18 protein-coding genes are annotated in these 12138 nt (G+C 45.2%); 8 read left to right on the top strand and 10 right to left on the bottom strand.

From position 1 onward, the window contains the following. The 5 genes from scpB (at nt 1) to AOC28_RS11590 (ending at nt 3001) form a co-directional block, all read left to right on the top strand. On the top strand, nt 1-789 hold the full coding sequence (scpB, locus tag AOC28_RS08210; RefSeq protein ID WP_202816840.1) for a methylmalonyl-CoA decarboxylase: 789 nt from the start codon (nt 1-3) through the stop codon (nt 787-789). A gap of 59 nt (nt 790-848) precedes the next feature. Then, nucleotides 849-1751 carry a pseudouridine synthase gene (locus AOC28_RS08215; RefSeq protein ID WP_072583497.1) on the top strand — a complete coding sequence of 301 codons (903 nt, stop codon included), beginning with the start codon at nt 849-851 and terminating at the stop codon, nt 1749-1751. A 98-nt stretch (nt 1752-1849) separates the two neighbouring features. Further along, on the top strand, nt 1850-2167 hold the full coding sequence (locus tag AOC28_RS11300; protein ID WP_143143914.1) for a hypothetical protein: 318 nt from the start codon (nt 1850-1852) through the stop codon (nt 2165-2167). After that, on the top strand, nt 2164-2709 hold the full coding sequence (locus AOC28_RS11585; protein WP_072583498.1) for a diguanylate cyclase: 546 nt from the start codon (nt 2164-2166) through the stop codon (nt 2707-2709). The genes AOC28_RS11300 and AOC28_RS11585 overlap by 4 nt, the downstream gene beginning before the upstream one ends. 55 nt (nt 2710-2764) lie before the next feature. Beyond that, nucleotides 2765-3001 (top strand): diguanylate cyclase, encoded by a 237-nt coding sequence (locus AOC28_RS11590; protein ID WP_072583499.1) that lies wholly within the window; start codon nt 2765-2767, stop codon nt 2999-3001. A gap of 26 nt (nt 3002-3027) precedes the next feature. Here the strand turns inward: AOC28_RS11590 and AOC28_RS08230 are convergent, their stop codons facing one another. Next, entirely contained in the window at nt 3028-4668 is a 1641-nt protein-coding gene (locus AOC28_RS08230) for an FMN-binding glutamate synthase family protein (RefSeq protein ID WP_072583500.1), read from the bottom strand. Between the two features lie 162 nt (nt 4669-4830). Here AOC28_RS08230 and AOC28_RS08235 point away from each other — a divergent pair, with 162 nt between their 5' ends. The 3 genes from AOC28_RS08235 (at nt 4831) to AOC28_RS11305 (ending at nt 5934) form a co-directional block, all read left to right on the top strand. Then, entirely contained in the window at nt 4831-5214 is a 384-nt protein-coding gene (locus AOC28_RS08235; RefSeq protein WP_072583501.1) for a translational machinery protein, read from the top strand. A 25-nt stretch (nt 5215-5239) separates the two neighbouring features. Then, nucleotides 5240-5500 (top strand): hypothetical protein, encoded by a 261-nt coding sequence (locus AOC28_RS08240; protein ID WP_072583502.1) that lies wholly within the window; start codon nt 5240-5242, stop codon nt 5498-5500. A 239-nt stretch (nt 5501-5739) separates the two neighbouring features. Continuing rightward, nucleotides 5740-5934 carry a hypothetical protein gene (locus AOC28_RS11305; protein WP_143143915.1) on the top strand — a complete coding sequence of 65 codons (195 nt, stop codon included), beginning with the start codon at nt 5740-5742 and terminating at the stop codon, nt 5932-5934. A 97-nt stretch (nt 5935-6031) separates the two neighbouring features. On the opposite strand, the gene AOC28_RS11395 is transcribed toward AOC28_RS11305, so the two are convergent. From AOC28_RS11395 to AOC28_RS08280, 9 genes are all read right to left on the bottom strand, one after another. Then, nucleotides 6032-6178, bottom strand: a complete 147-nt coding sequence (locus AOC28_RS11395) for a hypothetical protein (RefSeq protein ID WP_158009048.1) — start codon at nt 6176-6178, stop codon at nt 6032-6034. Between the two features lie 485 nt (nt 6179-6663). After that, nucleotides 6664-6945, bottom strand: coding sequence for an HNH endonuclease signature motif containing protein (locus AOC28_RS08245; protein ID WP_158009049.1), 282 nt, complete (start codon nt 6943-6945; stop codon nt 6664-6666). 576 nt (nt 6946-7521) lie between these two features. Further along, nucleotides 7522-8550: a phage major capsid protein gene (locus tag AOC28_RS08250; protein WP_072583504.1), complete on the bottom strand. Its 1029-nt coding sequence runs from the start codon at nt 8548-8550 to the stop codon at nt 7522-7524. Between the two features lie 267 nt (nt 8551-8817). Continuing rightward, on the bottom strand, nt 8818-9162 hold the full coding sequence (locus AOC28_RS08255; RefSeq protein WP_072583505.1) for a hypothetical protein: 345 nt from the start codon (nt 9160-9162) through the stop codon (nt 8818-8820). A gap of 244 nt (nt 9163-9406) precedes the next feature. Beyond that, entirely contained in the window at nt 9407-9718 is a 312-nt protein-coding gene (locus tag AOC28_RS08260) for a hypothetical protein (RefSeq protein ID WP_072583506.1), read from the bottom strand. Nucleotides 9719-9810: 92 nt separating this feature from the next. After that, nucleotides 9811-10413: a hypothetical protein gene (locus AOC28_RS08265; RefSeq protein ID WP_158009050.1), complete on the bottom strand. Its 603-nt coding sequence runs from the start codon at nt 10411-10413 to the stop codon at nt 9811-9813. Between the two features lie 353 nt (nt 10414-10766). Next, nucleotides 10767-11633 carry an HNH endonuclease gene (locus AOC28_RS08270; RefSeq protein WP_072583508.1) on the bottom strand — a complete coding sequence of 289 codons (867 nt, stop codon included), beginning with the start codon at nt 11631-11633 and terminating at the stop codon, nt 10767-10769. Continuing rightward, nucleotides 11633-11815: a hypothetical protein gene (locus tag AOC28_RS08275; RefSeq protein ID WP_072583509.1), complete on the bottom strand. Its 183-nt coding sequence runs from the start codon at nt 11813-11815 to the stop codon at nt 11633-11635. Before AOC28_RS08275 ends, AOC28_RS08270 begins: the two co-directional genes overlap by 1 nt. Beyond that, on the bottom strand, nt 11812-12057 hold the full coding sequence (locus AOC28_RS08280; RefSeq protein WP_072583510.1) for a hypothetical protein: 246 nt from the start codon (nt 12055-12057) through the stop codon (nt 11812-11814). The genes AOC28_RS08275 and AOC28_RS08280 overlap by 4 nt, the downstream gene beginning before the upstream one ends. Between the last annotated feature and the right edge of the window lie 81 nt (nt 12058-12138).

Raw genomic sequence — 12138 nt, forward strand, 5'->3', positions numbered from 1 at the left:
TTGAACTATCAATACATCAAAACAGAGCAGGCTGATTTAATCGCCACAATTCGGTTTAATCACTACGATAAGCGTAATGCATTAAGTGAGTGCTTGATAGAAGAGATGCATCATGCTTTAGAAGAGTTTGGTAAGCAAGATGTGCGGGTCTTGGTGCTGAGATCAGATCAAAAGAATAAAGTTTGGTCTGCAGGCCATGATGTGATGGAATTACCTAGATCAGAACGGGATCCCTTGCCCGCTGATGACCCAGTTATGGTCTTGCTTCAATCCATCAGAGCCTTTAGAGCGCCGGTGATAGCCATGGTTGATGGTTCGGTATGGGGTGCTTCGACCGATTTAATTATGAGTTGCGATATTGCCATTGGTGATCATGACTCCACCTTTGCAATTACACCGGCCAAGTTAGGGCTCCCTTATACCGCGAGCGGAATTTTGCATTTCATGTCACGCATGCCCTTGAACGTCGTCAAAGAGATGTTCTTGACTGCTGACCCTATTGGTGCTGATCGCGCCTTGCAGATTGGCATCCTGAATCATCTCTACGTCTCTGGTGAATTAGAGCTAAAAACTTACCAAATGGCTCGAACCATTGCTTCGCGTTCACCTCAGGCTAACTCTGTGCTCAAAGCCCAGGCGCAAATGCTCTCTGATGCCGCAGTTATGAATCCCGCCGTATTTGAGCACCTGCAATCCTTGCGCAAGAATGTGTATATGGGAAGTGATTACCGAGAGGGTATTACCGCCTTCCTAGAAAAGCGCGACCCAGTATTTGGTCAGGCCAAGTAAAGCGACGCCAATAACGCTCGGGGAAAAGCATAAAATAGGGCTCCTATCTATGGGGCGCTATGGGCACACAAGTTAATTCAGAAGGAGTCTCAGCATCGCGGGTGTATTTGCCTGCAGATCAAACTCATCTGAATTTACTGGCATTTTTTGTTGCTCAGTTTCCGCACATTAGCGAAGTCGAGTGGATCGATCGCTTTCATGAAGGGCTTATTCTCGACCAAGAAGGCCATGCCCTTAAAGCAAGTGGCGCCTATATGCCCAATACTCACTTGTCGTACTTCAGGCGTCTGGCTCGCGAGCCAGAGATCCCATTTGAAGAGCAGATCCTCTATCAAGATGAACATATTCTGGTTGCAGATAAACCCCATTTCTTGCCAGTAACACCAAGCGGACTTTATCTACATCAAACCTTATTAAATCGACTCAAGAAAAAAACAGGCATCCAAACACTCAGCCCGATACATCGAATTGATCGTGATACAGCAGGATTGGTTATCTTTTCAGTAAACCCAAGTGAAAGAGCTCAATACCAAAATTTATTCAGGGATAGGGCAGTCAAAAAGATGTACGAAGCAATAGCACCATACTCTGAAGAATTAGAAAAACAACTGCCAATCACTTATCAAAGCCGCATTCAAGAATCGGAACATTTTCTGCAAATGCAAGAAGTTGAAGGTGAGCCAAACTCAGATACCTTGATTGAGCTCATAGCAACAAACAAGCCATGGGCTAAGTATCGACTTACCCCGGGTAGCGGCAAAAAGCATCAACTGCGTTGCCATCTCAATGCCCTCAATATCCCCATGAAGCATGATCAGATCTACCCCATAATTACGCCTTACCAAGAATATGACTTGGACTTTTCAAAGCCATTACAACTGCTGGCCAAAGAGATGGGGTTTATTGATCCTATGGATGGGTCAAAAAGAGCTTTTAATAGTCTTCAAGACCTAGAGCTTTAGTCCTATATCCCTTGATGTTGGGTGTTGGGAGTGTTTTCGGCACTAAAAATAGGCATAAAACCTAGCACGATATTAGCTCTTAAGCTAATATGATGCCCATGACGTCTAAGCCCCGTTACCGCTGGCTATTAAATCGATTGAGACACCAGCCAGCCGGCCTGGAGGAGTGCAGCCCCGACCTCATCGTGGAATATGCAAAAGCAACTGGTGCAAAAGTATTTTATCGTTCCAACGAATATCCACGCTGCCCACAATTAAGTCGTGACTTTAGTAAGCTCGTCAAACATAACTTGGCAGCCCGAAGAAGATCTTTTCTTTACGACCTCAACGGATTTATGGTGTCTCCAAGATCGACCTATGTTTATCGATTAACGCCTGTGGCTGCAAATTCACTCACTTGGGTTGATCGGGAATGATGCAAGTGAACAACGTCGAAAGTCTGTTCGGGGTCAAGCCAAAAATTGCCGTGCTGCTTGGATTTGGTTTGCTGCTATTGATTGTAATGATCGATGTCTTATCGCCCGATGATTACCGATTGGTTTTGCTCTATTTATTTCCTGCGGCAATCATTGCATTAAATGCAAAGTCAATGAAGATGGTGATCGCAGCTCTGATTATCGCTACCTTATTTGAAAATTATTTTCTCTTTAGGGATGGTTATTTCCCTTTCTACTTTACGACGATAGAGATTTTAAATATTTTGATTCGTTTTCTGGCAACCCTATTAATTATGTGGCTTGCCAGGTCGCTCAGACGTAGTCAACTGCGTGTAAATCTTCTAGCGAATACCGATTCATTAACGGGTTTATGGAATAGGCGCTGGGCTCGCGTCATGATAGAGCAGGCGATTGCAAGGCTAGAAGAGGCCCGGGAGGTATTTTCTGTTGCGCTGATTGACGTAAACGACTTCAAAAAATTAATGATGTTCGAGGACATTTGGTGGGTGATCAAGCTCTGACATAGATCGCACACACCTTGATGAAATTTACAGTTGAGAATGTTATGTTTTCCGCTTGGGTGGCGATGAGTTTTTGATTGTTGCATCAAGGGTAAATGAGCAGCAAATGCATCAGATGTGTGGCGACATCGTTAAAACAGTTGATCAGACGATGATTGACTCCGGATACCCAATTAGCTTAAGTATTGGCATGGCTACATATAGCGATACAGCCAGATCCGTCTCAGAAATTCTGCATGAAGTAGATCTAGAGATGTATCGCCATAAAACTGAAGGTAAAAAGACTCAATAAAACTCTTCTGTAGAGATCCTATAAACCTAAGCGTTCAGAGCAGAAAAGCTTTGTGCTTGGGAGCGATGCCAATACAGCTCAAATACTCTTGGTAGGTTCAACCCTGGATCTATGTGTTCAGCGTTGAGTAGCAGACCAGCAGGCATCTCAGGGAGCAGGAAGGATAAAAGACGTACTTCATGCTTGTTAATACGCCGGATGATGTGAGGAGCGTCAATTTCACCAGGGTGATGTAATCCAGCGGCCTCCACCAGTTCTTTTAAAGTCTTCAGGGTTTCATTGTGAAAGTTGTATACGCGCTCAGCTTTATTCGGCACCACCAATGCTTTCTGGCGCAATGGATTCTGTGTAGTGACGCCAGTAGGGCAATTGCCCGTATTGCAAACCTGCGCCTGAATACAGCCAATGGAGAACATAAAGCCACGCGCACTATTACACCAATCGGCACCTAAAGCAAAAGCTACAGCCATATCAAAGGCGCTAATGATCTTTCCGGCACAACCAATTTTGATTTGATTTCTTAGGTTTACACCCACAAGGGTGTTATGAACCAGGCGCAGGCCTTCTTGTAGTGGTGTGCCCACGTGATTAGTAAATTCCACTGGCGATGCACCTGTCCCGCCTTCAGAGCCATCCACTACGATGAAGTCCGGATGAATGCCAGTCTCTAGCATGGCTTTGACAATGCCAAACCATTCCCATGGATGGCCAACGCAGAACTTAAAGCCAACCGGCTTACCGCCAGATAGATCACGCAACTTCTTCACAAAATGAATCAGCTCAAGCGGTGTCGAGAAAGCGCTATGCGAAGCAGGGGAGATGCAGGCTTCCCCTTCCTTGACGCCACGTGCTGCAGCTATTTCAGCCGTCACCTTAGAGCCCGGTAAGATGCCTCCATGGCCAGGTTTAGCGCCTTGGCTCAATTTGATCTCGATCATCTTGACCTGAGGATCTAAAGCATTCTCCTCATACTTTTTCTCATTAAAACTACCGTCGGTATTGCGGCAGCCAAAGTAACCAGAGCCAATTTCCCAAATGAGATCGCCACCATGTATGCGGTGGTATTGAGAGATCGAGCCTTCGCCAGTGTCATGAGCAAAGCCACCCTTTTTGGCACCAAGATTTAAAGCCAAAATAGCGTTAGCACTAAGGGACCCAAAGCTCATGGCTGAGATATTAAAGATGCTGGCTGAATATTTTTGTTTGCAATCTTTGCCGCCAATCTCGACTCGGAAATCATGGCTGGGCAGGCGGGTAGGGGCTAATGATTGATTAATCCATTGGTAGCCAGGGGCCATGACATCCAGAGTGGTGCCAAAAGGAATTTGATCCGGTACAGCTTTAGCGCGTGAATAGACTAATGTGCGCTGTTCTTTTGAAAAAGGGGTTTCATCATTGTCGCCCTCGATAAAGTACTGGCGAATTTCTGGGCGGATAAATTCAAGCATGAAACGCAAATGTCCAATAACGGGGTAGTTGCGAAGAATGGCTACTTTAGTTTGCGAGACGTCATACATGCCCACGAATGACAAAATGCCAAAGAGTAGGAAAAAATTCCAAGCCTGTGGGTGTAGTTGTAAAAAGGCAAAACTCACAACAGCTCCCAAGATACAAAGGCTAAATGGAATAAATCGAATAGGTATGTATTTATTGGGGGACATGGCCATAATGAGCTTAAATGTGGATGGTCTGAGTATACGAATTTAATACTAATGCAAACAATTTGACTTAAATCAACCCCAAAAGCCCTTTAGTAATGATTTTCCAGTAATTACCAAGCATTGCAGGAGTATTCTGAAAGGGTAGTTAATACTAATCATAGGAAGAATATGTCACTAAATCATGCGGTAATTTGGATCGACCATAAAGAAGCTCACGTCATGTTCTTGAGCGAAGAGGCTAGCGAAGCCGAAGTGATTCGCAGTAAAAGTACCCACACTCATCTGCATCACAAAGCCAATGAAGTCGGTAGCGGTAAAGTCGCTTTAGATTCAAAATATTTACATTCAGTTATCAATGCCGTGAATGAGTCCAAAGAAATTTTGATTCTTGGTCCAGGTTCTGCAAAATTAGAGCTCATCAAACACGCGCACAAACATGATGCCAATATTGCAGAAAAGATTGTTGGCGTAGAAACGGTTGATCATCCTACTGATAAAGAAATTCTTGCCTATGCACGCAAGTTTTTCTATAAAGTGGATCAAATGCTATAAATAAAGACTTCATAGGACGACACAAATGACTAAAGAGTTAAACAAAGAAGCTTTAGGGCCAGATGGCCTCCCAGGGCATGATTATTTTCTGGATGCGGTAAATCATATTGATCAAGCAGTAGCAACCAATACGATTGCCGCGGGCGCTGCTAAAGGTTTAGTTTTTAGCCTTGTAGAAACCTTGGGCGCCATGGTTGGTGACCCCGATCTACCGAATCATCTGAAGTCCGGATATATGGGCGCTTTAGATCTTGCGGTTGAGTTAGAGGCGAAGCTATCTAAATAAGCTAGCTATCAAGTGCATCTTCAGTAAGGGCAGCTTCGGTTGCCCTTATGCATTTAAAATGGCGGTCAATCGCCATTTAATCGAAGTTCATGACCAATACTCCAAAGAAACGCTTAGCAGTCGCCCCCATGATGGATGGGACGAATTAGGTAGGTTTTATAAGGGTTTGCCGTTACCCGTGTGCGCCACGTGCACAATCGTTTTATTATTCCTCTATCAACGATAGGGGAGCGGGAATAGTGCTTAAATCAATCAAAGATAGGCGCAAAGAAGTAGCGGCTAGAAATATCATTCTGTTAACTATGGTCGGCGAGCCCGAAAACCCCACTTACCGCAAGCAATACCTAATACGCATTACTGAGCCTGTAGGTTATATCCCACCACCTACCGACCTCGAGCAAGTCTTTAGGGGTTGGCTCTCGCATAACCTCTAAATCGCTAGCTATTTGGTTTGTCTCGTCGGTTGCCCCTTGGTGGGCATCCGATGAGACTTTGGCTTTAACTTTATAAAGTTGGGCGCGACTTGTACCCTTACTCTCTAGTGCTAGCTATCCATTCGCTAGGTGGGCGTGCGTCGGATGCCTCTTGGCAGGCATCCCCCGCACTCTTAGATTTAGCGCGGCGTTGACCGTTTGCAGTAGTCGCCTTACTCTCTAGTGCTAAGGTTGGCTCTCGCATAACCTCTAAATCGCTAGCTATTTGGTTATGAGAATCGGATGCCCGCCAAGGGGCATCCGATTCTTGTTTTAGGCTCGCTTTACGCTTGCCGTCGTAGGTCTTAGCCTTACTCTCTAGCGCTAGGGTTGGTACGGTTAGCCGCTAACGGCTTGGGGGATATTCACCCCAATAACTTAAGCCAAGCAACTAAGCTAACCTCACTACGGGGTGAGGTTAAAAAAATGCTTAAAGAGTATCCCGAGTGCGAGGTAACTATCGTTCAGGCGATGGTTAGCCGCTAACGGCTTAGGGGATTTAGCAAAACAACGATTAAGTGAGGCGGCGTATTTATCGTCCGCTCGAGCGGACGTTAACTATGCTTCGGGGCACGGTTAACCGATGCCCGAGTATCAGTTAAGCGGCGTTCGGACGCCAATTAAAAAAATGCTTAAAGAGTATCCCGAGTGTGAGGTATGGGTTAGCCGCTAACGGCTTAGGGGCTATTACTAATCCTTATGTAGTACTTCCCTAGCGGTTTTGCGGGCATGGCAAGGCTTACAAAGTGGTTGCATATTCTGTCTATCCCACTTCTCGCCGCCCTCAGCAATTGGCTTTATATGGTCAATCTCGACCGCTACGGTCTTTATCCCTGATTTGGCGCACTCTCTACAGAATGGCTCATGGTGCAATATGTCTTTACGAATATTCGCCCATGGCTTCGTTTTATAGATTGCGTTGCTCTCGGTGGTCTTATAAATTTGTTGGTCTGTACGGTACTTTTGCCGCATATGCTCTTGGCAATACGATTTACCGTAAATGGATACCTTATAGCACCCACCTCGGGCACAATTTTTGGGGCAAGCCATCGGCATTATTTTTGCCCCTCTAAGAATTGGCTATAGCGCTCTTGGCACGGTTGGCAGAGTTCGGGCGCGCCTTGGTGAGTGTCGAGCGATTCGAGCTTTAGGCACTTGGCGCAATAGCTCTCGGTCTTACTTTCACGTAAGCGGGCTATCTTCCACTCGCAAATATTTTTCGGGTATTGCATGTAATCCTCTATTTGGCAAAAAGCCCCACCTTTTGAGTAGGGCTTAGCCTGTTAATCGTTTGCATTAGAGCGCTTTCGCTTGCCTTGTGGCGGTCTCTAATTAGTTCGCTCGGAAAAGCTACGCCGTGATTCGTATCGGGGTATCTATCTCCCCTTTACCGCCGTCGCGTCTAGGCGTACCACTTGGAAAACGCAAAAATCATTTGCGCATTAAAAGCCCTCGCCTAAGCGAGCACCGATAATTCTTGCAAGGGTTTAAAGTCCCCTTGCACGACTATTCACCGATTACCAAGCGTAGCAATCGACGGTGAATTTCTTACTTAGGGGTTGCCGTTAGTGTTGGTGTAACTGTTACGAACGCGTTTGCGTCGTAGAGTGCCAACAACATACGAGCTTCGCCCAAAATTGTTACTTGGTTCGTAGTGAAGTTCGTACCGTTCTCGCGGCTCATTTCAATACCAATAGATTGACGGTTGAGGATTTGACCCGCAGAGGAATCGCCTACCAAAACTTGACCTTGTGGAATCGAGCCGCCTGTTACGACTGTTAAGCCGTAGCGCTTCAATGAATCCTGAGCCGCGTCGAAAATGTAATCGCCGTTAGCGTTCTTAGAGGTCATTAGGGCTACTGCGTCAAGTGTGTTTAAGCACGCGAAATTAGCAGTACGTCCTAAGTCTTCTAAAGCCGCCGCACCGTAGAGGATTGAATCAGCTAAGTTAGCGCCCTTAGGAGCGGCAATAGCGTTAGACAAAGCCATTAAGTCGGCAGAAAATTGCGCGTCAATCTTACGAGCCAAGCCACTTACGAGTACTGAGTTAATCAAGCCTTGCAAGGCGGTGGAATCTTCCACGGCTTGTAAAGATGATTGAATCCAATGAGCATAAGTAGGAATGTCGGCGCTAATCTTCTCGGCGGTAATACCGCTTTGAGGTTTTTGAGCCAATTCAGCGACTTGGGCGGCTTGGTTATCAATAGATATAACTCGAGCATAGGACGCGGTAGAGGCGTTAAACGCTACATTCTTAAATAAGTCGATAAGACGTGGCTTGTAAGTGTAGATAGCGCCGCTTTGTGGACTAGCAGTAGTGCCAACGGTTGCGGTAGTTAATGCCGCCGCTTTAATTTCAATCTTGCCGCTAGAGCCTGTACGCGCAAACGTATCGCGCTCAAAGTGTTTAGCGAATTCTGCGCCAATGTCGTTAGCTTCGATTGAAGTAGCGCCAAAGCCTTTAGAGTTTGCGTGAGCTTGTTCTAGTCCGAATACTCTCTCTGCGAGTTCTTTTTGTTCTGCTTGAATAGCTGAGGATTTAATCTCAATCATTTCTGATAAATTTTTGATGTCCATGATTTGATACCTTCTTTAAATAAGTTGTAAGCCTCGCAATATTGCGGGCGGTAGGTGTTCATCGCGTCGCTTGCGAAACCTCAGCCTCACGCTGAGCCTCTCACGTACCTAACACTTGCTTATAGAGCCCATCTACATCACCGCAGAAAGGGCTCGTTCGCCTTGAAAGTATCGCTAGTGATTTTCTTCGCGAAAGTACAAAAACGATTCAATAAAAATATGGTAGCACAACCCGCAAACCCATATTCCATATAGCCTTGACTATAGTTAGTGTTTCGTAAAAGTAGTCCCTAATTTCTGCTTGAAAACATCCAAAAGCATTTTGGTAGTACTCATGCCGAGACGGTGAAAGGTAACGGGCGTGTCATTAGGTGAGATTAGTCCCGACGCTCTTGCAAGGTATTCGCCGACGCTCTCAAAATCCTTAGGTGTTAGTTGCTCGTTTAGCTGAGCAATTGCTAGAGCTACGTCATCGGGCACGGTTAGCAAGTAATCGCGGTCAGTAAATGAGTAAATATTCCAAAATACCCCCATCAAAGCGCGGGCGTTAATGGTTGCATCATCGGGTACGTGTTGTAAAAACTCTTGGTCGTTAGTGAAATCTGTTTTCATGTTGTTAATTCTTTCTTTTCTATAGTTTTAGCTATTACTACTAAGTTAGTGAGCACTAATTTTCGGTCGATTAAGCAAAAAATGAGCAAAACTTTAGGGAGCCGTATCGCGAGACTTAAAAGTGTTTGACTTTCAATACCCCCCAACCATTCCCCAAGGTATCTGCGGCTTGAATAGAGAGCCATAGCGAGGCGTTCGTGGAAAGTTGACTACTTACCATGTCCACGAATTAAAACGGCTCTAATCAAGCGTGGTTAGTAGTAGTTATGTTTGGTTGGTTCTCATAAAACTGAGTAACGGCTCTAGCCTTAGCGCCTTCCTCTGAATCGCGAAAGCTACCAATCTTGTAGACGTGGAATAGGTTGTCTCTCAACTCAAAGCCGCTATCGGGTTGGTTGACCACCTCTACTGCTATCCATTCACCATTAGGGTATGCCCGCTTAATGCCCTCATACACCTCTGCTAACTCTGTATCGTTGTAGTTGTGATACACGCCGTCCATAGCTCCCGACTTCATGTCGATAAGTAGGTAGGCTTTCTTTTCTTTTTGTTGCATGGTGCTTCCTTTTTAAAAGTTACTGCGGTTTGTAATAGGTAATTCGATGTCTTTAAATGCTTTTCCCTAAAAACTCGCTTTTGACTTTGGGTTTACATACAGACCACGCCGTCTACAACAAGTCTTCCTCTGCCGTCTACGTAGCTCTTAGATGGGTTCTTGTGATAGTTGCCCTCGATAATCTTTACTGCGTTATTAGGGTCGATAACGTAATCAAAGGTGCAGTTAAAGGGGGCTCTTCCCTCTGTATGAGTTCTACCCATGAGGAATTTAGATTCGCTGATGTGTTGAAAAAACTGAGCAAACCACTCTAGCCCTTCTTCCTCAGTTTTTAGTTTTGCTTCAACGAAGGCTTTTCGCCAAAGCCTTTTAAGCGTGTTCTCTCGCTTATCGGTCATTGCCTGAACTTTGTTTAAAGTCGGTAACTTTTCATGCCAAAGGTTTTTAATCTTTTCATAAGGGCAAGCTATAGCCGCAAACTCGGTAGAGTTTTGGCTATCGTATGACTTTTCTTTTCTATTCTCTTCTTTTCTATTCTCTTCTTTTCTCTTCTCTTCTATATGGCAACTGCTTAGCACTTGCTTAGCACTTGCTTGTGAGCCCCTATCTGTATGGGTTCTACGTTGCCCGCCTATTTTTCCTGAGATAGATTTAATAACTCGCTCTTTATCTTTGGTGGTACGTAATTCTTCCATTTCTTCATTACGAAAGAGGTCGCCGTCAAGATAAAAACATGGGGCTAATTTTGTCCATGCCGTATGCAAAACTTCGATAGGGCAGTCCAATATTTCGCAGATTGTGGGAAAGCTAGAGGGGAATCCACCCTCTACCCAACACTCATCTAAAAGGTGTCGGTATAGCCCGCGCTCTATGTAGTTCATTTTCTGTACGCGCCTAGAGGCTCGGTATGCTTCCCAAAAAAATGCGTAGTACGGTAGCGGCTTAAGTTTTGTGCTCATAAAAATACTTTCCTAATTTCAGTTAACCGCGCTAAAATTAGTACGCGGTTTGGTTTTTATTCAATCAACGGTTTGAAAATCGACCCTCGTTAATATGTATTACTGAGAAAGCCCATACCCCACGTTTGGGCTTTTTCTTTTGGTGAATCGAATAGCGTCAACTGCTCACCTAGCGACCTACCTAAGCGCGGCGTTTCGGGGATTACGTTTAGGCACGCGAATTCGCCGTGTAAGCGTTTGGCGGCTTCGTTGTAGGCGAGTGCGGCTTCTTCTTTGGTGGCGAAGTAACCGAGCCCCTTCCGCTTAAACTGAGCCCGCCATATATTTCTCCTACTAGACCAACTAACACCTCGATAGCCGCTTTTATTTCTAGTCGTAAGAGGGTTGGCTAAGAAGTCCTCTAACTCTTTACTGCGGTCTATTCCCGTATTGTTATGTCTCGCAAACTTACCGTGGAACTTAATAGCGGCGGCATCATAAAACGCGGCGGCTTCGAGAGCGCTATCGTAATTACCGAGTGCTATTTGTTCTCCGTTATATGTAATTGACGCAGAATATCGCCCGCTTATTTTTCGATGATGCACACCTTTGTAGGAATTGTTGCCATCAATTCTCTTAGACTTGTTTTGCATATTCTCAGCACGAGTAGCAAGTCGCAAATTATCAATATGGTTATTACTCTTGTTACCGTCTATATGGTCAATCTCATAGCCCTTAGGAATATCTTTACCATGACGCATAACCCATATGATTCGGTGCACGCCGTATGACTTTTTATCTATGCTGACATATAGATACCCTGTATGGTGAAGCGTGCCCGCCTCCTCTAGCCTGTAAGCGTTTGGGCTCCTAGTTTTAAGGTTGTAGAGCTTTCCCATCGCCGATGGGTAGAAAAATAGCTCACGTAACCTATCAGGCGTGGGCAATGGGTTTGAAATTCCCTTAGCCTTAGCCATTACTCGCGCTCATCGAAGTAGTCATCCATACGCGGCGAAGTGCCAACGATAGGTAGCGGCGAGATATTGAGTTGGTACTTGCGACCATCCGCGCCAACTATGCTCATGTTTCCTCCGCCCTCAAGCAATAGGCGCTGAATATCGCTTAAGAGCTCGGCTTGTAGTTGGTTGGTGTTAATCATGCGAGCACCGCCGCTTTCTTACGACGTGGCGTACGTACCCGTAATGCCATTTCTTCTTTGATTGCCGCTAGTGGGTAAAAGTAGTTATTACCAATCAGGATAGGTAGGGGCGCTTGCGAGCGTTGCCTCCAACCTACTGCGGTGAGGGGTGAGATTTTTAAGAGCTCGCAAAACTCTTGCTCTGTAATGCAATCGAGCGAGCGTGCTATCTCTTTGATATTTGTATTGCTTTGGTTTTCCATACTGCATTACCTCGTTTTTGTTAAACAGGCTTGCAGTATTTCTAAAAAAAACTACTCTGTATATTACTTATTTTGTAGACC

Origin of the sequence: Polynucleobacter sp. MWH-Adler-W8 (assembly GCF_001889925.1) — a bacterium.
In the GTDB taxonomy this organism is placed as follows: Bacteria; Pseudomonadota; Gammaproteobacteria; order Burkholderiales; family Burkholderiaceae; genus Polynucleobacter.